At 44.1% G+C, this 24,888-nt stretch carries 15 protein-coding genes; 6 read left to right on the top strand and 9 right to left on the bottom strand.

Translation table 11 applies throughout. The annotated features are described in order from the left end of the window. The first annotated feature begins 672 nt into the window (after positions 1–672). Genes AB1Z56_RS05150 through AB1Z56_RS05160 form a run of 3 tightly spaced genes read left to right on the top strand, consistent with a single transcriptional unit; the run spans position 673 to position 7,290 of the window. Positions 673–4,029 (top strand): SusC/RagA family TonB-linked outer membrane protein, encoded by a 3,357-nt coding sequence (locus tag AB1Z56_RS05150; RefSeq protein WP_426791334.1) that lies wholly within the window; start codon positions 673–675, stop codon positions 4,027–4,029. Between the two features lie 20 nt (positions 4,030–4,049). Continuing rightward, entirely contained in the window at positions 4,050–6,068 is a 2,019-nt protein-coding gene (locus tag AB1Z56_RS05155) for a RagB/SusD family nutrient uptake outer membrane protein (RefSeq protein WP_426791335.1), read from the top strand. Between the two features lie 31 nt (positions 6,069–6,099). Beyond that, positions 6,100–7,290 carry a glycoside hydrolase family 88/105 protein gene (locus tag AB1Z56_RS05160; protein WP_309360736.1) on the top strand — a complete coding sequence of 397 codons (1,191 nt, stop codon included), beginning with the start codon at positions 6,100–6,102 and terminating at the stop codon, positions 7,288–7,290. A gap of 100 nt (positions 7,291–7,390) precedes the next feature. On the opposite strand, the gene AB1Z56_RS05165 is transcribed toward AB1Z56_RS05160, so the two are convergent. The 7 genes from AB1Z56_RS05165 to AB1Z56_RS05195 all read right to left on the bottom strand — a co-directional run bounded on the left by AB1Z56_RS05165 (position 7,391) and on the right by AB1Z56_RS05195 (position 17,101). Further along, positions 7,391–8,926 (bottom strand): sulfatase family protein, encoded by a 1,536-nt coding sequence (locus tag AB1Z56_RS05165; protein ID WP_309360734.1) that lies wholly within the window; start codon positions 8,924–8,926, stop codon positions 7,391–7,393. Then, on the bottom strand, positions 8,923–9,309 hold the full coding sequence (locus AB1Z56_RS05170; protein WP_309360732.1) for a hypothetical protein: 387 nt from the start codon (positions 9,307–9,309) through the stop codon (positions 8,923–8,925). Before AB1Z56_RS05170 ends, AB1Z56_RS05165 begins: the two co-directional genes overlap by 4 nt. Positions 9,310–9,341: 32 nt before the next feature. Continuing rightward, positions 9,342–11,168 carry a RagB/SusD family nutrient uptake outer membrane protein gene (locus AB1Z56_RS05175; RefSeq protein ID WP_309360730.1) on the bottom strand — a complete coding sequence of 609 codons (1,827 nt, stop codon included), beginning with the start codon at positions 11,166–11,168 and terminating at the stop codon, positions 9,342–9,344. A gap of 9 nt (positions 11,169–11,177) precedes the next feature. Continuing rightward, on the bottom strand, positions 11,178–14,672 hold the full coding sequence (locus tag AB1Z56_RS05180; RefSeq protein WP_426791336.1) for a SusC/RagA family TonB-linked outer membrane protein: 3,495 nt from the start codon (positions 14,670–14,672) through the stop codon (positions 11,178–11,180). Positions 14,673–14,838: 166 nt separating this feature from the next. Continuing rightward, entirely contained in the window at positions 14,839–15,909 is a 1,071-nt protein-coding gene (locus AB1Z56_RS05185) for a FecR family protein (protein WP_426791337.1), read from the bottom strand. A 54-nt stretch (positions 15,910–15,963) separates the two neighbouring features. Continuing rightward, the gene (locus AB1Z56_RS05190) at positions 15,964–16,515 is read right to left on the bottom strand and encodes a sigma-70 family RNA polymerase sigma factor (protein WP_426791338.1); all 552 of its coding nucleotides are present in this window, start codon (positions 16,513–16,515) and stop codon (positions 15,964–15,966) included. Positions 16,516–16,633: 118 nt separating this feature from the next. Next, positions 16,634–17,101, bottom strand: coding sequence for a DUF6265 family protein (locus AB1Z56_RS05195; RefSeq protein WP_426791339.1), 468 nt, complete (start codon positions 17,099–17,101; stop codon positions 16,634–16,636). Positions 17,102–17,328: 227 nt separating this feature from the next. Between AB1Z56_RS05195 and AB1Z56_RS05200 the strand changes: the two genes are divergently transcribed. After that, positions 17,329–18,702, top strand: coding sequence for a DUF1800 domain-containing protein (locus tag AB1Z56_RS05200; protein ID WP_426791340.1), 1,374 nt, complete (start codon positions 17,329–17,331; stop codon positions 18,700–18,702). Positions 18,703–18,719: 17 nt separating this feature from the next. Beyond that, positions 18,720–19,913 carry a DUF1501 domain-containing protein gene (locus AB1Z56_RS05205; RefSeq protein WP_313263488.1) on the top strand — a complete coding sequence of 398 codons (1,194 nt, stop codon included), beginning with the start codon at positions 18,720–18,722 and terminating at the stop codon, positions 19,911–19,913. Between the two features lie 112 nt (positions 19,914–20,025). Here AB1Z56_RS05205 and AB1Z56_RS05210 read toward each other — a convergent pair whose 3' ends face one another. Both AB1Z56_RS05210 and AB1Z56_RS05215 read right to left on the bottom strand, forming a co-directional pair. Further along, on the bottom strand, positions 20,026–20,694 hold the full coding sequence (locus AB1Z56_RS05210; protein WP_426791341.1) for a TlpA family protein disulfide reductase: 669 nt from the start codon (positions 20,692–20,694) through the stop codon (positions 20,026–20,028). Between the two features lie 4 nt (positions 20,695–20,698). Continuing rightward, the gene (locus AB1Z56_RS05215) at positions 20,699–21,325 is read right to left on the bottom strand and encodes a hypothetical protein (protein ID WP_426791342.1); all 627 of its coding nucleotides are present in this window, start codon (positions 21,323–21,325) and stop codon (positions 20,699–20,701) included. A 492-nt stretch (positions 21,326–21,817) separates the two neighbouring features. On the opposite strand from AB1Z56_RS05215, the gene AB1Z56_RS05220 reads away from it, so the two are divergent. After that, positions 21,818–24,871: a SusC/RagA family TonB-linked outer membrane protein gene (locus tag AB1Z56_RS05220; protein WP_426791343.1), complete on the top strand. Its 3,054-nt coding sequence runs from the start codon at positions 21,818–21,820 to the stop codon at positions 24,869–24,871. Positions 24,872–24,888: the final 17 nt, after the last annotated feature.

Raw genomic sequence — 24,888 nt, forward strand, 5'->3', positions numbered from 1 at the left:
GTATTCTATTGCAGTAGATGTGTCAAATGTAAATTTAATATGCATAAAATCCAAACTGCTAAAGGATAGGAAACTAATTTACTTCGATGAAGATTTTGTTTTTGTTAGAACTAAAAGTTGAAGACTTGTAAGGGAGGCAACTCAGTCTTTTTGCCATAAGAGTTGATTGAATTTTAACAATAAAATCTGTCTTTTCTTATCGGGGATAAAATTGAAGCTGACGGATTTACCCGTTTGATCCTTCGGGACCATCGTGTTGTTGCCTGGTATATCCGAAAAGATACCGCTGTCCTGTGATATTTAATGGTAACTGACCCCATCGCTTTGCGCCCTGCAAAAAAAAGAACTACACTTTTAAAAAGGATGGATTTTTTGGCTATGGAAATTTGTAATATAAAAAATACGAAAACGTTATAGTTAAATTACGAAAACGTTGTAGTTAAATTTCACCTGCTAGTGATTTCTAGGAATCTTCGCCTAGTTTCGATCACCTCCTCATACTCTTACCCATTTTTTATATCGAAAATCGTGTTATTGAGACAAAATAGCACTTTTTTGATACGAACTAGTTCTGTTTTTCTAATTGCTAATATTCACTTTTACAGTTAAAATTCCTTTATCAAAGGAAGCCAATTATAAAATTACTAAATCACCAATAGTGAATATTTCTTTATGAGAAACAATTGTAAACTAAAACAAAACCGCTTTTATAGCTTTAGCGCCGGCAAATGGATACCCTGTTCTTGTCTGCTCTGCCTGGTGGCTCTGGCTAGTCCTGCCGCTACATTAAAAGCCAATGTACCCCTTGTATCGGCGGCAGAGGGGACGGTACAGAATCGCGAAATCACAGGTAAAATATCGGATGGCAATGGTCAACCCCTGGCCTCCGTGACAGTTAGCGTATTGGACAGCAAGGTCAGTACAGCCTCAAAGGCTGATGGTACCTATGCTATTTCGGTGCCTATCAGTGCAAAAAAGCTGGTATTTAAACTTTTGGGTTACCGGAGCCAGGAAATTGACCTTACACCGGCCAAGGTCGTCAATGTGATCCTCAGTTCGGCGACGGATGAACTGGACGAAGTGGTGGTGGTGGGCTATGGTACCATGCGCAAAAAGGATCTGACGGGTTCGGTGACACAGATCCATCCGGACCGCATCGCCAATGAAAACCCCAAAACCGTACAGGATATCCTCCGCGGCTCGGCAGGACTGAATATTGGTTACGATGCCTCGGCAAAAGGCGGCGGCTCCATTGAAGTGCGGGGTAAACGTTCGGTCTATGATAGCAACAGCGGGCACAACAACCCCTTGCTGGTGCTCGATGGTATGATTTTCTACGGTGAGCTTTCTGAAATAAATCCGGATGACATCGAGCAGATTGATGTGCTAAAAGATGCTTCGGCTGCGGCTATCTATGGTTCGAAAGCGGCTAGTGGTGTGATTATCATCAGTACAAAAAAAGGGAAACAGGGTAAACCGACGATCAATATGACCATGAATGCCGGCGCAACGCAACTGAGCGAATACCGCAAAAGATTCAGCCCAGAAGCTTACTTGCAGCACCGCGAGGACTGGTATACCAAAAATACCTATGGCATCAATCCGACAACGGGAATATATGAAGCTTATCAGACGCGGGACGATAACGGCAACCTCACCGTACCTTATGGCTTTTACCTTAATCCCGGTGAGCTGCCTTCGTCTTTATCGCTGGATACCTGGCGCGCGCAGTCGACCAATGAGAACGGGGAGTCTGATCGGAGCATCTGGGGCCGCCGCTTGGGCCTGCAGGGAAATGCCCTGCAGAACTTTCTGGATGGGAAAACGGTTGACTGGGCCGATCATACCTTCCGCACGGGCTTTAACCAGGATTACAACGCGAGCATCAGCGGTGCGAGTGATAGGGTCAATTATTACCTGTCTATGGGCTATCTTAAAAATGAGGGAGCTGTTGTCAGCGATACCTACAAGACTGTGCGGGCAAATATGAAGATCAACGCGCATGTGACCAACTGGCTGGAGTTGGGGGCCAATGTAAATTTTCAGGATCGCTCCGACGGCAATATGGACATCGATATAGACCAGACATTGCGCAATAGTCCTTATGCGGATTATGCCGATGCCGACGGTAACCCTTTACAATATCCGCTCAGTGAGCAGTTCAGCCAGCGGGGTTATAATTATGATTTTCAGCGGAAATACCTGGAGCTGGACAAGGGCTATACGGTCTTCAATTCCATTTTCAATGCGAAAATAAAACTACCCTTTAACATTACTTATTCCTTTAACGCTTCACCGCGCCTGCAGTATTTCCACGACCGTTACTTTATGTCGGCCGAACTGCCAGGTTCTAACCCTGCGGACCGGGGTGCGAACCGCGAGCAGACCAAACGTTTCGACTGGTCGCTCAACAACACCATCAGCTGGGAACAGACCTTTGCGGACAAGCATCGCCTGATGGTAACCTTGGTGCAGGAGGCGGAGGAACAGCAGTCCTGGAAAGACCGCATTGAAGCACGCAATATTTTACCTTCGGATGCACTTGGCTTTCACAATACCAAAAATGGATCAAAGGAAAACAGCACCTTTGATAGTTACGATACCCATCAGACAGCGGATGCTTTGCTGGCCCGTTTATTTTATTCCTACGATGACCGCTATATGCTGACAACTTCTATCCGCCGGGATGGCTATTCGGCTTTTGGAACGTCCAATCCTTATGCTACTTTCCCCTCTGTGGCCCTGGCTTGGAATTTTACCAAAGAGAAATTCTTCAAATGGACGGATGTAATGGATTATGGCAAGCTGCGTGTTTCCTACGGTAAAAATGGAAATCGGCAGCTGGCAGATCCCAATTTGGCGCTCGCCAACCTGTATTCGGGCAGTGGCAAGATGCATGGTTACCTCAACTCAGCGGGTGAACTGGTCCAATACCGCTACCTGATGGTCGACCGCCTGGCTAACCCGAACTTGCAATGGGAAAAAACTACAGCCTGGAACTTTGGACTGGATTTTGGATTCCTAAAAAACCGCATTTCGGGTACCCTCGAATATTACCTGATGCAGACCCACGACATGATCATGGAACAGAAGCTGCCCAATTTTACAGGATTCAGCAGCATTACCACCAACCTGGGACAGGTGGACAACAAGGGGATTGAATTGACCTTAAATACCGTCAACCTGAAAAAGGAAAAGCTGCAATGGTCTACCACCTTCAGTTTTTCTTATAATAAAAACCAGATCGTGCATTTGTACAACAACTACGAAGATGTGCTGGATGCCAGCGGAAGCGTGGTTGGCCGCAAGGAAATGGATGAGATCTCGAACGGCTGGTTTATCGGGCAGCCCATTGGCGCGATCTGGGATTACCATGTCACGGGCATCTGGCAGGCCAATGAAGCTGCCGAAGCCGCCAAATATGGGCAGGCTCCCGGCGATCCGAAAGTGGCCAATGTGTATACGGCAGATGATGTGGTCAATGGGGACAGCAGAAAACCTGTGTACAATAATAAAGATAAAGTCTTTCTGGGGCAGACGGATCCGCGTTTCCGTTGGTCGATGCGCAATGAATTTACCCTTTGGAAAGACCTCAGCTTTTCGTTTAATATCTATTCCTACATGGGGCATAAAAGCTTATCCGGCAATTACCTGAACAACGACGATGATGGTGGACGGATGGCCTATGGGCTGGCCAATCTGCCGGCAAAGGAATATTGGACACCGGACAATCCTACAGATCGCTATGGCCGCATTGAGGCTAAGGGACCCATCGGAGCGGAGGGTGCACAACGCCTGTACGACCGTTCGTTTATTCGGCTCGACAATATCTCCGTGGGCTATACGCTGCCGACAGCCCTGACTTCCAAATATAACCTCAACCGGGTGAAGCTGTATGGTACGGTGCGCAATGTGGCCACCTGGACCAAAGACTGGGAATACGGCGATCCGGAGACGTACCATCCTAGTAATAACCCGAGCGGATGGGCCTCACGGGTCTTTACCTTCGGTGTGAATTTATCTTTATAACCTGATTAATTGTGATGTACATGAACCATACAATAAATAAATCCAGAACCATAAGCAGGGGTGTCGCTTTTTTGCTCGCTAGTACGCTAGCGATAAGTAGCTGCTCGAAAGAATTTCTGCAGCCTGATCCGTTGTCTATTTATATACCCAACGAAACTTTTAACACCGAATCGGGCCTGCTGTCGGCCATGGCTATCTGCGACCGTCACCTCAAGGGTTATTGGGCCACGGACAATAACGAAATGCTGACCTTGGGCACGGAGTATATTTTCTCCGAACTGATGGTGGCCAGCAATACTGATAAACGCAGCATGATGGCGGATGTGGCCAACATGCTGACTCCAACAAGTGACAACTCGACGCACCAGAACCTCGACCGCTCCAACAGCCTTTGGTATTTGTGGGATGAAACCTACAAAGGGATCAGTTATGCTAATACCATTATCAAATATGTGGACCAGGTACAGACCTTGAGCGAGCAGGATAGAAATGCCTACAAAGGTCGCGCTTATTTCCATCGGGCTTTTCGCTATATGGCATTGGTCTTTGAATACGGCGACGTGCCTTTGGTGACGACCATCATCGATGTGCCCAAGCAAAATTACCGAAGCACCAAGCGTGATGCCATTTTGCAGATGATTACCAAGGACATGGAGTTTGCTGTGCAATGGGTGCCTGATCAGAAAAATATGAGCCTGATCGGTCTGATCAATAAGGGGGCCTGCCGCATGCTGCTGGCAAAATGTTACTTGGCCATAGGCGAGTATCAGAAAGCCAAAGAGCAGACGGATATCCTAATTGACCAGTCGGGCTACGCTTTGATGACTGAAAGCTTCGGAACCTTTAACGATGGAGGGGAGGCGCAGACCTGGCCCATTACACGTAACGTCATCTGGGATATGCACCGCCCTGAAAACAAACTGATTGCCAGCAACCGGGAGGTGATCATGGGGATGCCCAACCGCGGTGCCGATGCGGAGTCTTTCGTAAAAATGCTGACCATGCGGATCTTATATCCCTTTGTCTTTGACAGCCGGATACAGACAACGGATGGTAAACAGGCCTTGTTGAATATAAAGCGGAACAGTGGGGATTACAATGCAAAATATGACTACATGCGGGCCTTTGGCCGCGGGATTGCGACTTTCCGCCCTACGTCCTTCCAGACTCAGGGGCTGTGGTCTGTCAATGGCAAGCAGGATGAAGGCGACCTGCGCCACAGTTCCAAGGTGGGAAACTGGGTACGTATGGAAGATTACATGGTAAACAATAAGGCTTCCAAAGATTTTGGGAAACCGGTCACACTGAAAGATCCCACAACGGGCAAACTCCTCTGCAGCGACACCATTCGCCGTTGGTACGATGTGCCCCACTATAAATTTTTCCTAGATGATCCCGTGAGTGAATCCAATATCAGCGGTTCAGACGGTTCACGGGGGGCCACCAATGGGGGAATCGCCGACTGGTACCTGTATCGCCTGGCGGAGGCTTACCTCCTGCGCGCGGAAGCGAAATATTATATCAATCCGGCCGATGGAACAATAAAAGATGATTTAAATGCTGTCCGTCAGCGCGCAAAATGTACAGAGCTCTATCAGGGATCGGTAAGCATCGGGGATATTATGAACGAAAGGGCTCGTGAACTTTACTGGGAGGAGTGGCGCAATGTGGAATTAAAGCGGGTGTCCCTCTGCCTGGCACGTAGTGGTAAACCGGATGAATGGGGAAATGCGTACAACCTGGACAATTTCGATAAGCAGAGCGGCACAGATGCCAGTGGCGGAAGTTACTGGTACCAGCGCATTATACATTATAGCCTCTACAACAAAGGGGTCATTCATGTCAATGCGACCGGGCTAAGTGATATCAAATACACGATGGATAAAAAGAATATGTACTGGCCGATCCCCAATGTCGCGATTACATCCAATATCAAAGGGCAACTAAAGCAAAATTACGGCTACGATGGTTATGATCCCACTACTCCCGTCTGGGATAAATGGGAGGACGCCGTAGCGGATGAAGCCAAAGCAGAATAGCCCGTCCAAGAGGTTCTGAACCGATGTTCACTTGCGACCATCGGCTCGGGATTTTTTAAACACCGTATTTTATACTAAAAAACCAGTTTGTAATTATATTAAACCAGTTCGTATGATCAAGAAAATCTTTTTGTTTTTATTGTTTCTCCCGATTCAATTTTTAAGTGCACAAACAGATCTGGCAAATTTTCCTACTGGGGCAGACCCCAAGGAGATCGGCCATCGCATTGCACACCGCTTTATTGCGGGCAAACATATGCTGCATGCAGGGAAATGGATCAGTTATCCTGAGACTTTCTATTGGACGGGTGCCATTAATTATGCGCATTTAACGGGCGATCAGGAGTTGATGCAGGCCATGGAGGAGCGGTTCTCCAAATTAACGGCAAGTGAGCCGCAGCTGCTGCCCATTAAAAACCACGTCGATTTGAATATGTTCGGTAGCCTCCCTTTGCGGCTTTATCAGCTGACCAAAGAGAAAAGTTATCTCGACCTGGGCTTGCCCTATGCCGACACACAATGGGAGCTTCCACAAAATGCCAGTCAGGAAGCCAAGGACTGGGCGCAAAAAGGATACTCCTGGCAGACGCGTCTCTGGATCGACGATATGTACATGATCACCATCGTGCAGGCCGCTGCTTTTAAAGCAACTGGCAAAGCCGAATACCTGGACCGTGCGGCTCGGGAAATGGTGCTTTATCTGGATGAGCTGCAGCGTCCCAATGGATTGTTCTATCATGCACCAGATGTTCCTTACTACTGGGGGCGAGGCAATGGCTGGATGGCCGCGGGTATGACCGAATTGCTGCGCATGCTTCCACAGGACCACCCGAATCGGCCGCGTATATTAAAGGGGTATCTGACGATGATGAAAAGCTTGAAGAAACAGCAGCGCAAGAGTGGTATGTGGAATCAGCTGATCGACCAAGCAGACTGCTGGGCCGAAACCTCGGGTTCAGCGATGTTTGCTTATGCGATCATATCGGGGGTGAAACAGGGCTGGCTAGGGGAGAAACAGTACGGTCCCGTTGCCCGCAAAGCTTGGCTGGCACTCGCGAAATATGTAGACGATCAGGGAGCAGTGTCGGAAATCTGTGTGGGTACCAATAAAAAGAATGATAAGCAGTATTATTATGACCGTCCCCGCCATACCGGCGATTACCACGGGCAGGCGGCTTATATGTGGTGCGTCAATGCGCTGTTGGAGGGCAGCACCAAATAACCTGGGCAAGCAGTAGCTAAGGCGCTAAAGCATAATAGGTTTGTTAGCAAAAAAAGAGGTTGTCTGATTCATCAGATAACCTCTTTTTTTGCTAAACTTTCTATTTACGGTCGATATTTACACGATAAATCGCTTCGGCCTCTTTGTCATCAAATTTGCGCATTTGCTTGACAAGTTTCTTTTTCATCATTTTGACGATGCCGCGGTATGCAGGATCGGTGTATACATTGTGGAGCTCCTGTGGATCTTTTTCGAGATCAAATAGTTCCCAGTTTTCTACACGTTTATAATAGCGGATCAATTTATAGCGGTCATCCCGCACCCCAAAATGTGGGCTCACGGCGTGTTCTCCATTTTCAAAGTAATGATAGAATAAGTCCTTGCGATGCTCCTCCTTGTTATTTTTCAGTACATGGACAAAAGACTCGCCCTGCATATCTTTAGGTTTCTTGACGGCGGCGAGTTCCAATAATGTAGGTGCGATATCGGCATTGACAACTTTCGCGTCAATGGTTGAATGCGCATGCACTAGAGCTGGATAGCGCATGACCAATGGTGTGCGAAACGATTCCTCGTACATCCAGCGTTTGTCAAACCAACCATGTTCGCCCATGTAGAAACCTTGGTCGGAAAGATAGATGACAATGGTATTCTCAGTCAGTGATTTTTGGTCCAGATAATCCAGTACTTTGCCAATATTGCGATCCATCGACTGAGCTGTATTAAGGTAATCGATCATATAACGTTGGAATTTCCATTCGGCAAGCTGTTTTCCCGTCAGATTATCCTGCTTTAGCTTTTCATAAATAGGACGGTAATAGGCGATATAGCTGTCTTTTTGGGCTTGATTCATCCGTTTGAAATTGCCGTCAGCCATCATGTCTTCCAATGATTTGAACATCTTTAGATCATAGCCCATCTTCATGTCCTTATCAATAGACATTTCTTGCAGCGCTGCCGCTTCTCTGCTTTGGTAATTATCATAGAAAGTTTCTGGTAGCGTAAAATTTACAGTATCATAGGTGCCAAAATCTTTGGGGTCTGGCATCCATGTACGGTGTGTTGCCTTATGACCGATGACCAAACAGAAAGGTTTGTTGGAGTCTACGGTATCTAGCCAGTTCATTGCTTTTTCGGTCACGATATCAGATACATAGCCTGTAACTTGTTTCCGACCCTGTTTACTGATAAAATCTGGATTAAAATAGGTGCCCTGACCAACAAGAATATCATAATAGTTGAAGCCTTGCAATTTGTTTCCCAAATGGATTTTACCGACCCAAGCTGTATTATAACCAACCTTTTGTAATTGCTTCACAAAGAGATCCTGGCTGAAGTCGAATTCGGAGGTTTCATTATCTTTGAAACCATTCTTGTGGCTGTATTTTCCGGTCAGCAGCGTAGCGCGCGAGGGGCCACAGATGGAATTATTGACAAACGCATTTTTGAATATCGCCCCCTGATCCGCGATGCGGTCTATCTGCGGCGTTTTCCCATATTTCGATCCATAGGCTCCAATCGTCTGATAGGCATGGTCATCCGAGATAATAATGACAATATTCGGCCTTTTTTGCGCAGAAGCATATTTAAATAGCGGAAGTAATAAAAATAGAAATAAGAGCGTTTTTAGTTTCATTGTGCTTTCTGTTTAAAATTGATTGTTGTTTCTTCTTTTGAGGTGGAGCTGATCTTTACCCATCCCTGGCGATCGGCGCCACTGTCGTTGGCTTTTATCGTTATTTTTTGAGTTACGTTTCCGGAGCCATATTTGCGTTCAACGGTATACCACTGGACATTGTCGGGTAGGGTGATCCACCAGCCATTTGTATGACCATCGATAGTAAGTGTATAGGTATTCGCAGATTTGCTAACTTCTGCCGTCAATGTACTGCTTACGCTAAAGGGGCCAGGCTGCGGTTTGACGGGAAGGTTTTCCTTCTTACATGCGTTAAATAAGAATAATAGAACAACGCAACATAAGAAAAAAATATTTTTTGTAGTCAATTTAACTGTCTTCATTTTTTTTGCTATTTAATTTTTGCCTGTACTTTTTACCAATTGGGATTTTGTTTCCATTTTCCACCTGTCAACTCGATCATTCGTTGTTGGATAGGTAGCAGGTAATCCCGTTCTACCCTAAATTTGTAGCCTGAAGGCAATACACTTTTATAGGGATCCATATATCTATAGGCGTCTCCCGGATTTCCGGAAAGAAAAAAGTTGATGCTTTTGCCTGCAGGAGCATTATCGTAGTAAAGCAGGTTATCTTTATAAAATCCCGTGCTCGTATTTTCTTGCGCAATATTGCTGCCAATGAACAATATGCCTAAAGGACGTTTTCCGACAATGAGCTGGTCAGCTGCTGCCCAACGGAAAATATCTTGTAAACGCTGGCCTTCCGCAACCATCTCTACACGTCGCTCGCGGCGTACAGCCTGAATATATTTGTCTAACGTTGAAAATGGATAGCTTGCTGCGGTATTATATTCACGGTCAAAATCCATATCGGGCAAATTCAATCGCGCACGAAGGGGGTGTATGGCCTGAACTATTTTAGTGGGATCTTCTTTCAGTTCGGCAAGGGCTTCGGCATAATTTAGCAATACTTCGGCATAACGGAAATAGATTACGGGTGCCGCGCTCATACCATCATCGGTAACCGCTGAGAGATTTGTGTATTCAACATATTTATACATTGGATATCCAGTAGTTGAACGATTAAATCCACTCTGGTTGATCGGAGGGAAGTTGGCTGCTACCGCATCAGGACGTAAAGGTGCTTGTGGTAATACCGCTGTTTGCGATAGGCGTGGGTCACGGACTGTTGGCAGCATGTCTTGACCATAGACTTGTTGCATACTGTTTTGCAAGGTGCCGACAAATGGCTTTCCATCTATAGTAAGGTAATCACTGACTAAGCTCTGTGTCAGTCCGATATCACCACCTCCAGTAGATAAATATTTGGATACACCGTGACCGATATTTTCGGCAGGGTTGTAGCGGCGGTAAAGCATGACCTCACTATTTGTTGAGAGATCGGCCGTATTGAACATGTTCCGGTAGTCATCGTTGTATTTGCCGGTACTATATATTTTCCATCGATTGCCATCAATGATCTCTTTTGCGGCATCACGGGCTTGAGTCAAATAATCTTTAATTTTGCTTTCACTCACTGTTGTCGTGAAAAACGGAGTTGCTTTTAATTTGTGATAACGTTGCCAAGTACCTTCATAGAGTGCTACACGCGATTTGAGCGTTAATGCAACGTCCTTGTGAATACGCATGCTGGTATTGGTCGACTGCGTAGGTAGCAGTGTAGCAGATCGGTCGAGGTCATTAAGAATGGAGTCTACAATAACAATTCGGCTATCACGTGCCAAAAAGGTAGATTCATCTTCTGAATTTAGCAGCTGGTTGACCCAGGTTACATCGCCATATTTTTTAACCAATTCAAAATAGTACCAAGCTCTGAAAAAATAGGCCTCACCGAGATATCTGTTTATTTCGGATTGGTTTCCTTTTGCATTAGAGGATTGTTTGAGGAAAAAATTAAGTGATCTGATCTGTGTATACTCACTGATAGATGTTGCATTTGATACGGTCAACTGTCCATTTAAGCGATTGTCGACATTGGTAAAAATCATATTATCTGTTTTGGCATCTTCAAATGCAATACCATTTCCGCCAGTTGTGCTCGGGTGGTTGGGGAGGGTTTGATAAAACTGGTTGATATATAATCGCAGTTCGTTGGTTGATGCTAGACTCCCGCTAGTGGATAATTGATCTAAGGGTTCCCGATTCAAAAAATTGCTATTGCAGGCTACCAACAAACTGCAAGTGAGTCCCAAAACGATATATGTGAATTTTTTTAATTTCATGACTGCTAGTTAAAAGTTAAGATTTAAACCGAAGGAATAGACTTTGCTTAATGGATAGATCTTGCCCATGCCAGATCCGCCTTCTATGGTTTCGGGATCAAACATTTTGGCCAGGGCGCTGAATGTCAGTAAGTTTTCGCCACTGACAAACACGCTTAAGCGATCAAACTTCCAGCGTTGGATCAGATTCTTCGGCAGACTATAGCTTAATGTCAGATTTTTGAGGCGTAGATAGGCTGCATTTTGCAGGTAGCGTGAAGAGGCTAGCTGTGTTTTATTGATGTAGGAATTTATTGCACCTGCAGGTGAAGCGTACGGATTCGGGTAATAGGCATCTGGATTGCTTTCAGAGAAATAGTCGAGATGTTGTTTGAATACAGTTACCTGTGCCAATGCACCCGATCCCCAAAAGTAAGCATCTGCAAATCCAGGACTAAAATCTCGTTTAGCGATTCCTTGCCAAAGCATGTTCATCGAAAGGTCTTTCCAATTCAATCCTGCGGAAAAACTATAGCTATAGCGGGGAGTACTGTTCCCAATAATGGAAATATCGCCCATGTCACCCAAACGATTGGCTCCATTGTTTATCTTACCATCGTTATTTATGTCAAGGTACATCACGTCTCCTGGCACCCAGTTGCGTGCAGATATAAAGGACCGATCCAATTTATTGTATTCATCGGCTTCTGCTTGAGTACGGATTAGCTGGTTGGCCTGGTATCCCCAAATCTCACCGGACATTTTACCTTCATACCATTGTCCGCTAGGGTCAAATTTGGTTGGATTTTGGTATTTCGTCACCATTGACTGGTAATCGGAAAGAATGATGCCTAGATTGTAGCTCCAATCCTCGGCAATTTTATCTCGCCATTTTACATTGAGTTCCCAGCCTCTCGTTCGGAGATCGGCATTATTGCTTTTTGCAGGTGTCGTTCCAAAGAGGTCTGCAACATCTCTGGAAGGCCCTAGCATATCTTTTGTATTTCGTTGGTAGAGGTCTAGTGTTCCTGTCAATCGGTACTTCAATAAAGTGAAATCGAGGCCAATGTTGGCACTTCTGACTTTTTCCCAGGTAATTAGGGGATTGAATGCCCCCGGTGCGTTTATATAACTTTCACGGCCATTTTGAAAATAATAGCGCCCTCCTGCACCGTTAGCTCCAGGGACTACAATGCTCATATTTTCGGAGTAAGCATAAAGACCGGCGCCGGCTTGGTTTCCCAGAGAGCCATAGGATCCTCTTATTTTTAGTTGATTGATCCAGGAAATATTATCTTTGAAAAAAGATTCTTCGCTCATATTGTATGCCGCTGATATCGAAGGGAAAAATCCCCAGCGATGCCCAGCTGCAAAGCGTGAGGAACCATCGTATCGGCCATTGAGTTCTAATAGGTATTTCTGATCGAAATTGTAATTTAAACGTGCAAACATACCCCGGGTAGCCCAATGGTTACGGGCTTCCTTGCTGTTTTTTGTTCCTGTAGACAGGTCAATGCCCGGGCGGTCAAAACTGATCAGATCGCTTGCAGAGGTATAGATCTCCTTGAAAGTATTTACCTCCTGTTGAAATCCAGCTGTTAAGTCAAAATTATGTTTGTCAACAGTGAGTTTGTAGTTTGTATAGATGTTTGGTGTTAGATAATTGTTATTGTTCATCCGGCGTTCGAAACTTCCTCCAAGCGGGATGTTATATTCTGACCTGTTGACTAGATATGTTGTGCCGTCAATACCATAAATTGTTCCGGGCAATTTTAAGATATCATTTTCGCTATTGTCTAAGCGATAATTCAAATCGGCAAAGATTTTCCAGTTTTTTAATGGAGTTATCTCGAGTCCACCTAATATCGCTAAGGTATTCGCTGTCAATTGATCTTTGGATCCTGATTGGAGATAGGGTACCATGGACTGTTCCGTCCAGTTGCCATAAAAGTCATAAGGTGATACATTTGGACGCATGCGAGCAAGATTATGGAAAAACATGCCCTCAAATCCGGCTAAAGGTGTTTGATTGCTGCTGCGCGTATATTTTACATTAGCTTTGAGCTTTATCCATGAAGACAGTTCTGAAGTAACAGAGCTATTGAAATTGTAGCGCTTGTAATCAATGTCCGCGTAACGCAAAACTCCATCCTCATTATAATAGCCCCCTGAGACATAAAATTGTGTTCCCGCATTTCCGCCGCCCATATTGATGTTGTAATTTTGTCGCAATGCGGTAGGTTTATAATGGAGATCAAACCAGTTTGTATTGGCTACACCGTTGGCGCTATTTTCCCAGCTTGCATAGTTATTGGTATTGACTTCTGGAAAGATCGATATACTGCCCGGATCATTGATGTATTGTTGCAATAAGGCGATCTTGTCATCGGAATATTGTTTGGTCCCCAGTGCGTTAAAAGTCGCCGCATTGAAAAAGTTTGCGAAGTCAACTGAGTTGACCATTTCTGGTAATTTTACTGGCGAGGTTAATCCTGTATTGGTACTGATATTAATTGTCTTTTTTCCGGCCGCACCTTTTTTTGTTGTAACCAGAATGACGCCATATGCAGCACGCGAGCCATAGATTGCGGATGCCGACGCATCTTTTAAAACAGAGATATTGTCGATATCGCTAGGGTTAACATCTGCCAAGGACATTTCCATTCCGTCAACAAGAACATAAGGGCCATCGGTTCCGCTTAGATTGCCGACACCGCGTACATTCAGGTTGAAACTCTGTCCTGGCTTGGTATTGCCTCCAACATTGACATTTAAACCAGGAACTTCCCCCTGTAGGCTCTGCGTAGCATTCACAACAGGCCGGTTTTCTAATTCTTTACCGCCAATTGTGGCAACAGCACCCGTTAAGTTGACGCGTTTTTGTGCACCGTAGCCTACGACAACGACTTCTTCCAGTTGGGCTAGATCCTCTCTAAGTTCAATGGTCTGAAATACGGAAGAGTAGGGAAGTTCTAAGCTTACGAAGCCAACACTGCTGATTAATAGGCTGCTTTGTGTGCTTTTTACAGTGAGCATAAATTCCCCTTTATCATTTGTTAAGGTACCTTTGTCTGATCCCTTTTCCTTGATGGAAACTCCAGGTAGTGGTTCTCCTTTGCTATTGGAGACTTTTCCTTGAAATTTAAGCTCCTGTGTTCGCGGCTGGGAAAGAATGATACGGCCGCCATCGATCTGTTGCATCTGAAAGCCATTTTTTTCCAGAATGGGCCTCAGTAATTCTTTCCACGGCTTATTAGTCGCTGAAATTTGCGGTATGGTAACTTCTTCTACTTGATTATTATTGTATACAAATCTCAAATCCGTCTGTTTTTCAATAAGCTGCAATAGATTTTTAAGTTTTATATTTTTGTATTTAAGTGTTACATTTTCTTGTGCAGAAGTTGTAGTTGCATAGCTGTTATAGCCAAATGCTACAATGAACAGCATCATAAATTTTACCATGAAGAGCCACTTTAGGTAATAAAGAATCGGCACATGACGTCGAGCATGTGAATTTTTTTTCATAATTTTAAAAATAAGAGGTAAATAATTGGGCACAACAACTTTCCTAGGGCTTTGTGCCAATTGATCATCTTTGGGTATATCGCTGCGATGTACCCTTTTTTGTTTGTTTTTTTATTTCATATTCAGGTCGTTATTGTTGGTTAATTTGATCTTATCTTTAGTTTTTTTAATACAGTATAATGGTATCGCGTCGTTCTTTATAATGGAGGTTAGCACCCGTTTTAATCAAAATGTCCAAAACCTCTCGCGCTGTTTTCTCCTGAAACACTCCCGTATAGGATTGGTTCAAAATATTCTTGTTTTCAATTCGGATAGTTTTATTGTACCAACGTTCTATTTTTCTGCCCATGATATCTATAGGGTCATCCTGAAAAACCAGTTTGTTTTTCGTCCATAGTGCTTCTGACGGCTCCCTATTTTCATGGCTAATTTGGCTGATGTTTGCTGCCCCATCTGTAGACTCTTTAACGATGTTGCTTTTCTTGATATGCATGCCGGTGGCCAGGCTATTCGCTACCTCTATTTTTTCTCCCGGATGCATAATAAATTCATGAACGGATCCTTTATCTTTAACTTTGAGATTCACTTTACCTTCAAAGAGTGTTGTTTCCATTTTTTGTTCTTCTGCATAGGCTTGAACATTAAACTGCGTCCCAAGCACTTCAATTGTGTTGCCGTAAGCGTTTACATGAAATGGTAATTTTTTATTTTTGGTTACTTTAAAATAAGCTTCTCCAGACAGTGTTACATCTCGATTTGATAGGCCATAATTGATGTCATATTCGAGTTGGCTACCGCTATTGAGCCAAATTTCAGTTCCATCTGCTAATCTAAAATGTTTCCTTTCACCTTTGGCCGATGTAAGCTTGACGATGCGCCCGGACAGCATGTGCTGAAAGAGATACACGCCTCCAAAAGACATCATGAGAAGAAGGGCGGCGGCAATAAGCAAGCGCCCGTAGTTTTTTGATGATAGTGGGGTATTTCTTTTTTCTTTTGGTTCGCTGGCTGTAATTTCCGTTGTCTTATACTTCTTTTTGGACGATTCAAACAACAATTCAAGCGCAATCGGGTTATTTTTTAACGCTTGATTTTCTTTCGTCAAATAGAGATAAAGATCTATTCTGCTTTCTTCTAAAGTCATCAAATGATACAGCTCTTCCTCTTCGGTAGCCGATATACGCTTGTCCAGGTATTTTTGAATGAGCTCTAAAAAATAAGTGTCTTCTGATGACATGGGGTTGTTTTATTCATAAGACACATGAAAAAACAAATCTCACCAATACCGAATTTATTTTTTTTGTTTTAGCTGAGCATAGATTTTTTTTAATGCAATTTGTAGGTGTCGGTCTACCGTATTAATCGCTATTCCCATTTTAGCAGCCGCCTGTTTATAAGACAGCTGTTCATCTTTAACCAATAGAAAGGCTTGTTTTGTTTTGGCGGGTAGCAGGGATATGCTGTGTTCGATTTCGGCAATTTTCTCTTTGGAAATAAGTAACGATTCTGGCGATATGTCATCGATAAAATTATCATGGGCCATATCGTGTAATGAATACTCGATTGATTTCTTTCGTATCTGATTTAAGCATCCATTCTTTACTGCGCGGAGTATATAAGGAACGAGTAATTCGATCTCAAGGAGTCTTTCCTGAAGATTCCATATTTTCCATAATATTTGGCAGGAGATATCCTGAGCGAGATCTTCGTCTTTGATGAAAGAGAATGCATATAGCTTGAGTCCATCGAAGTTTTGAATGAAAAATTTCTTAAATATTCTTTCATCTCGCCCAATGGCAATCATCTGTTTTTCCTCAGTACTCAATTCTTGAATATCCAGCATGGTTTTACATAGACAGATTAAAAAAGGTTAGCATTAGACTACTAAGGTAGTAAATATTATGTTCTACATAAAATGAATCTAAAATGCATTTTTTTGACCGCCTGGCAGTCAGAACAGATTATTTTGTGATTTTGCTGAATTCAAAAGGAATCTGCAGGCTGTCGCCGGCTACATTTGCTTTTAACTTTTCGCCATCCCGCCAGTAGGTAATCTTTTTAGGGAAGGGTAGGGAGTCATTATTGCATTCGAATAGCCCATCTTTCTGCATGGTCATTTCAAAGGCGATGAAATCCTTTTCATCGGTTGTTTTCACCTTTAATTGCCAGTTTCCATCGGATTTCAGCAGCGCCATTTTTTCCTGATTGACGGTATCGCTGTTGTGTAGCGTAAAGGCCAAACCTGCATATTCAGCATCGTTAATTTTGACCCAATATTCAAAGGTCTTTTTACCTTGGGTTTCGTTGGTACGCTGCCATTTGCCCAGTAACCAGTCGAAGTTCTCAGAAGGGTCATGCTCACTGCCCATACATTGTACAAAAACAAAGAAAATGGATAAGGGGACTAGCACTTTACATAATTTTATCATATGAAGTTCTATAAAAAGGCTTAAAAATGATTGTTGTTATCGCCGATTGAAACCTTCAAAAATGTCTCCATGCAGCGATATTCAACTAAATTTAATGAAAAATTTGCAGCGTGGGAAATAGGCTGTGGATGTGTACTATGTTAATTTACCTTAATGTTTGTTAAATGTGTAGGATACCCGCAAATATGTGTAAATTAAATTGTTAATTCGTTATAAAAGGAAGTGAAATGGTTTCTGAATTGATCAAAAACAAACACTTGGCCAACCGGGCCGGATTTGGGATGAGCCTCGGGCAGCTGGCGGACTTCGAACGCTTGTCTACGGCTGAAGTCTGGAAGAAGTATGCTCAAGATTATGATTTTGTGCCGATTGAGTTCGGTTCGGAGGGGACGAATGCCGATTATCCATCGCTTTCGGCACTGAATGCGGTAGCGAAAAAACAGGCACAGCAGCGTAACCGGCAGCATAATATCGAGATTAACCTCAATTTTCTCCGTACAATGGTACATTCAGAGGATCAGCTGCGGGAAAAGATGGCCTTTTTCTGGCATGGGCATTTTGCAACCCGTGTTATCAATCCAAACTTCAGTGTCCAGGTGCTTAACGAAATTCGGAAGCATGCGCTTGGAAGCTTCCGGGACCTGTTATTCGCTGTTTCAAAGGCGCCAGCAATGCTTAATTTTCTTAATAATCAGCAGAATAAAAAGGGGCATCCCAATGAAAACTTTGCGCGCGAGGTCATGGAGCTCTTTACCATGGGGCGTGGCAATTACACCGAAATGGATGTGCGCGAGGCTGCACGTGCTTTTACCGGATGGTCCTACGACAAGGAGGCCAGCTTTTTGGAACGTAAAAAATTTCATGATGGCGGTACCAAAATATTTTTGGGAAAAACAGGCCGCTTTGATGGAAATGACATCCTCGATGTGATTCTTGAACAGCCCGCGACCGCAAGGTTTATTACCGCGAAGCTCTACCGTTTTTTGGTGAATGAACAGGAGAACGAAGCGATTGTCAATACATTGAGCAAAGAATTCTATGATTCGGGATACGATATCAAGCGGCTGCTTGAGCGGATATTTACCGCCGATTGGTTTTACGATCCTGCGCATATAGGCAACCGCATTAAATCGCCGATAGAACTGATGGTGGGCATCATGCGGATACTGCCTATGGAAATTGAAAATCCCGAAAATCTAATCGTCTATCAGAAGCTATTGGGTCAGATGCTTTTATATCCGCCCAATGTAGCCGGCTGGCCATCGGGTAAAGCCTGGATAGACAGTTCAACGCTGCTGCTCAGGATGCAGCTTTCACAGATATGGACTGGACTGCGTCCGCTGGATCTGAATCCCCAAAATGATGACGATCTGGATATGGGGCTGAAGGAGAAAAGAGCACTTACCAAAACATTCAAAAATCCCCGAATTTCTATCGACTGGCCGACAGTGGAAGGTACTTTTGCGGGAAAGGACCCATTCCAGTTGCTCTTGCAGCGGCAACCTTCCTTTGGAAAAGTGCTGCTTGATAAATATGCTGCCGGAAGCAGCCGGATGGCGATTATAGAAACGATGAGTATTCCTGAATATCAACTCTGTTAACATTTAAAAGAACGGTCATGATCATCAAAAGACGTGAATTCCTGAAAGTAGGTTCACTTGCAACAGCATCCCTCTTGCTGCCTAATTTTCTAAAGGGGATGACCTCGCCAGATGCCTTGGAAAGACGGAATAAAATATTGGTTGTTTTGCAGCTGAGTGGTGGCAATGATGGGCTCAACACAATTATTCCCACACGGAACGATATCTATTTTAGAGAGCGGCAGACAATTGCGGTCGACAATGCGCTGTATCTCACCGATGAGTCTGGAATAAATCCGGCTTTACCTTTTTTTAAGGAACTTTTTGATCGTGGTGACTTGGCTGTGCTCAATAATGTGGGCTATCCCAATCCGGATAAATCACACTTCCGCAGCATGGATATCTGGCACAGTGCGAGCAGGAGCGATGAATATCTGGAAAGCGGTTGGATAGGAAGGTATCTCGATGCGGCCTGTTACGACTGCAGTCACCCTACGCAGGCTCTTGAAGTGAATGATATGCTGAGCCTTGCCCTTAAGGGAAAACAGAAAAAGGCTTTCGCATTTAAAGATCCCAAAAAGCTATATCAGACCAGCCGTGAAGAGTATTTTAATACACTCTTTCAAGAGCATCAGCAGCAGCATGAGGAGGAAACCGTAAGCTATCTCTATCAAACGCTGGGGGAGACCATGAACAATGCTGACTATATTTTTGAGCAGAGTAAGGCGAAGAAAACAGCGGCTCTATACCCAGATTCGGCACTCGGAAAGGACTTTAAAACGATTGCTTCGCTCATTAGGTCAGATATCAATACACAGGTATATTACCTCCAGATAGGCAGTTTTGATACCCATATCAATCAACGGCAGCGTCAGGAGAGCCTGTTTGGTACCATAAATGATGCCGTCAAGAGTTTTGTGGATGACCTGAAGAAAAATGGCCTTTTTCAGGATGTGATGCTCATGACCTTTTCAGAATTTGGCCGCCGGGTGGCACAAAATGCAAGCAATGGTACCGATCATGGAACAGCCAATCAGCTCTTCTTTATATCGGGCGGTTTGAAACAGCAGGGACTGCTCAACGATTTACCTGATCTGAGCCAGCTCAATGAAGGTGATCTTCGGTATACGGAAGATTTCAGGAAAGTCTATGCCACACTACTGAAAAAATGGCTTGGCGCGGATTCTGACAAAATATTGGGTTGGAAAAACGGGGTCTACAGTTTTATTTAAAACAATACTTACTTTATCCCGCGACAATAAAAACAAACAAAAAGATACAGAGGACCTACGTGTCTATGCTATCCTAAGTGCAGTTAATAGAGGCAGAAAGAGCAATCTATTGCTATTGGATCAATTTGTTGATTTGATCTTTGACGGATAGTGGCCGGAGATGGTTTCCTGTTTCCAGAATCCTACCGTCCTTGTCGATCAATATATAAAATGGTATGCCATTGGCGTTGAATAGTTCTCGAATAGCACTACTTTGTTTTGCTGATAGAAAATAATGCTGTCCGCCAAGATCATACCTGCTGATCGTAGCCTTGTACTTATCGAAATCTGAGTCAAGACACAGGTAGACAAACGAAACGTCTTTGTTGTGGAAGTAGGCCTCGATCTGTTTGGAATTGGGAAACTCGCTTAAACATGGTGCGCACCAGGTTGCCCAAAAATCAATATAGATTACTTTACGTTTGTTAGAGAGTAAGATGTCATCCATGATCCCTTTGACGGGGGAAGACTGCATTTCTTTAAAAATGGCCCTGCTATTTAATTCGGGGTGCTCGACCCTAGACTTCGTGGTGAGGTATTCCTGTTGCAGGAGATTCCGCAGATAGGGGGATTTGATATATTTGGTTCGTATAGCATGGAATTTTTCGTAGGGTTTAATATCCTGCTTTTGAAAAGCTTTTGAAAAGTGATGGCTGATCATAATCTCCCGCAATAGCGGATCGGAAACGAAATCGACGATGCTGTGCAACACGACTGAGTCAGCGATCGCCTTCGGGACCAAGAGCTCACCACTTGGTGTAATGAACCAATCTGAATCTTTCCTGCCGAGGGCATTCAGTTTTTCGTTGATATAGAGCTTTGCCCTTTTGCCTTATGCTATCATTAAATCGCATGTATTGGACAGGGTCGTAATTTTTTACGGCCTGATAATTTTTATTGTGGTCGGACAGTTCACTAGCATAGTAAAGGCGCTGAAATTGTGCAATATGTGTATTGGTGACTGCTGCGGTTCCGGCAAACTGGATTGTGGAAAGGAGTGTTGTCCGCTGATTGGTGTTGCCATCAAATGCTACCCATAAGCTGTCTCGGGGATGAAGTACCACGCTGAAATTTGTTCGATATGTTATCCAGATTTGCGTGGGTATATCTAAATCGATCTCCGCATAGAAATCGCCTTTATCATTGACTTTGGGATAAATCGTGAGGGAAGAGAGTCCCAGCCGATGGAGTACCATGCTAAAAGGAACCGCGGAATCATAATGCGCAATCTTTCCCGTCAAAATTGTTTTCTCGGCTTCCTTTGCACTGCATATCGTGCAGCAGGTCCATAATAGGGCTAACAGGTAAGTCGTAAAAAGTTCTTTTTTGTGCGTTTTTAAGGCCAATGCTATTTTAGGTACTGTCACGAACATGGTTTGGTTATTTGACTAAAAATAAATAATTAATCTTGTATTTTGTTCCGATTTCGGTGTTTATTTTGCATCAATTTACAATTTAGGCCATAATCTTTATGGGATCAAATTTTTCAATAATCATCAACTTGGCCGTTCAGAAGCGAATAAATACATTATTTAAAATAAAATCTACTAATCTTATAGATTTTATTTAATGATTTACTATATTTGTTCATCAACCTAGAAGACAAGCTTGAAATAGCTGCCTCTTCCATGAGTAATTATCATAATGTTTAACTTAATTTGTTATTTATGAACTGCAAACTTTATTCTATTCTTTCTAACCCCAGAGCAAGTCAGCTCTCTTACAAATCCTATTTCTCTGATTTAAACATGCGAATGTGTAGCTGCGGATAAGAGGGGGATATTTCTTTCCTCAACATGTAGCTTTTCTGACAAGTAATCAATTGGCGTTGGCACTTGTAAATATTCACTGTTAAAATTTTACCTATGAAAAATAGCGTATGGAAGTACGCCGTGACAATTTTTTTGTCACATGGTTTGCTATTGCCTGTATTTTCGCAGCAATCCGAGCCGATTATTAACGCAACCTTAAAAGGTGTTGTATTGGATTCTATCACCAATCAGCCCATTGAAGGCGTTACAATACAGCTCGAAGGTGTTACGCACCATGTAAAGACCGATGCGTCGGGAAGATTTCAATTCGTCACGGGGCAACGGCTTCCCCTGACTTTTTCAACTTCATTTTTGGGTTATAAGGGCCGGAAGATTACGGCGCGGCAAGCGCAGATTCAGATTTTGCTGCAGCCTAGCGTGTCTGATTTGGATGAAGTGGTAGTCGTCGGCTACGGAACACAGAAAAAAAGAAACTTAACTGGCGCGGTCGCCAAGATCGAAGCCTCTGAAGTAAATAAGATTCCGGTAGCCAGTTTCGATGCGCAGCTGCAGGGAAAACTTGCCGGAGTGCAGGTTTCTACAAACTCCGGTGTCCCCGGAGAGAGCATCTTTCTGCGTGTGCGTGGAACAACCTCCATCAATTCCAGCAGCGATCCGCTGTATATCGTTGATGGCGTATTCTTAAACAATACCTCACTTCAAAATATAGGTCTGGGCGGAAGGACGAGTTCACCGCTCACCGATATTAATCCCGCTGATATCGAATCAATCGAAGTGCTAAAAGACGCATCGGCTACGGCAATCTATGGTTCCCGGGGTGCCAATGGTGTGATCATTATCACAACGAAAAAAGGCAGCTACGGCAGCCGCACCAAAATTGACCTCAATCTCCAGGGGGGATGGGCCGAGGCCAATAAATCTTTGTTGCCCAAACTGGCTACAGGACCCGAAACGGCAACGCTGGCCAATGAGTGGTGGATAAACTCGGGACTGGACAACCCTGCCCTAAAACAGACTTTTGCCAACCGGCCTTACCGTCCGGTTTCGGAGGGTGGCAAAGGAAATCCCGAAGATCAGCCTACCTATGACCGTCTGGGATTTCTGCTGCGCCACGGTAAGCTCCAGGATTACAATATCGGCATCCAGGGTGGTGGAGACAAATCCAGGTTTTACATCGGTGCCGGTTATACAGGGCAGGAGGCCTTTATCAAGGTGATCGATTTTTCACGGACCAATGTCAAATTTAATTTTGACCATCAGATCAATAGTCGCGTAAAAATTGGCCTGACGAACAATTTTTCGAGAACCTACCGCAATCAGGCCCGTACCGGTGACGGTCCACAGGTAAGTCTTTTCAACTCTGCGGTTTCCTCGGCGACCAATGTACCAATTTTCAATACCGACGGATCGCTCAATGGGACGGATAATACCTACACGCTCGTAGACAACTATGATGTGAATACCACCAGCCTGCGTTATGTCGGAAGTGCTTTTGCTGAAATCGATATTGTGAAAGGACTGAAATTTAAATCGAGTTTCAGTGCTGACTACAATGTATATGACGAATCGCAATATTGGAACAGTAAAACCAGTATTGGTATTGCCAATAACAATCAGGCGACCTCGGGCATATCAAGAAATGGAACCTGGATCAATGAGCAGACCCTTTCGTATCAAAATACGTTTGGAAAGCATAGCCTCAACGCAATTTTGGGAAACACCTTTCAGAGTAATGTACTCGATTACAAATACCTGGAAGGGAATGGTTTTGCCAATGACTCCTTCAAACAGATCTCTTCTGCTGCCAATATCCTCGCGTCCGACAACTGGACCAAATATACCATTGCGTCCTTTTTTGAGCGGGTAGGATATAATTATGCAGATCGTTACTTTGCGGAGGCGACCTTACGCGCGGATGGATCGTCCAAATTTGGAGCCAACAATCGATGGGGTTATTTCCCTGCGTTCTCGGCAGGTTGGCGGATCAGTCAGGAAGCATTTCTGGCAGATCAAAGCTGGTTGAGTGACTTGAAAATAAGGGCTTCCTATGGATTGACAGGTAATCAGGCGGGCATCAGCAACTTTGCGGCCAGAGGCTTATGGTCGGGCAATGAAAAGTATGTAGATAGCTATGGCAAAGTCCTACCAAGTACGGGGCCTTTTCAGCTGGGGAATGCGGATCTGCGTTGGGAAAAGACAGCCCAGGCGGATCTCGGATTAGACTTGGCGCTGTTCAAAAATCGCTTGTCCGTCACCATAGATCTTTATCATAAATATACATCCGATCTGTTGCTCGAACGGCCGATCGTCGGGAGTTCGGGGTTTTCCAAATACTGGGCAAATGTAGGGGAGATCAGTAATAAGGGCTATGAGCTATTGATCAATTCGCTCAATGTAAAAACAAAAGATTTTTCCTGGAACACGAGCTTCAATATATCGGGCAATAAAAATAAAATCGAGAAATTACCAACCCAAATTACCCAGTATACCCGCGATTGGGTGATTCTGAAGGAAGGTTATTCCCTCAATTCGTTTTGGCTTTATGAACAGCTGTATGTCGATCCACAGAATGGAAATGCGGTGTTTGATGGGCAGCTCAGCGATGGTTCGCTGCCAACCTCGGCACGCAAGGTTTTTCGCAATGCTTATCCCAAATTTTACGGTGGCATCGGCAACACGTTTACCTATAAAAACTTTGACCTCGGCGTCGACTTCAGTTTTCAATATGGCAACTATGCTGTCAACCTCAATCGCTATTTCAGGGAACGTAACCCAAGCAGCGGGGGTGTTTTCCAAAATGTGCTGAACAGATGGCAACAGCCCGGGGATAATACAGACGTGCCTCGTCTGACTTCGGAAGGACTCAACTATACGATTGATGCCAATAGCCGTTATCTCGAAGATGCCTCTTTCTTAAAATTGAGACAATTGTCTTTTGGCTATAAACTGCCGAAAGAACTAGTGGAGCGGGCCCGGCTGACTGCAGCACGTGTTTATTTTGTAGGATCAAACCTCTTTGTCTGGAGCAAATATACTGGCGATCCCGAATCGAATGTAACCAGCAATCCAAATGCGCAGGGGATAGGGTCCTTTGGAACGCCGCCACAGCCCCGTACGTTTCAGCTTGGCTTAAATGTCACTTTATAAACTTAATCCTAATTTCT

The sequence above is a fragment of the Sphingobacterium sp. WOUb80 genome (assembly GCF_050058145.1).
Taxonomy (GTDB): domain Bacteria; phylum Bacteroidota; class Bacteroidia; order Sphingobacteriales; family Sphingobacteriaceae; genus Sphingobacterium.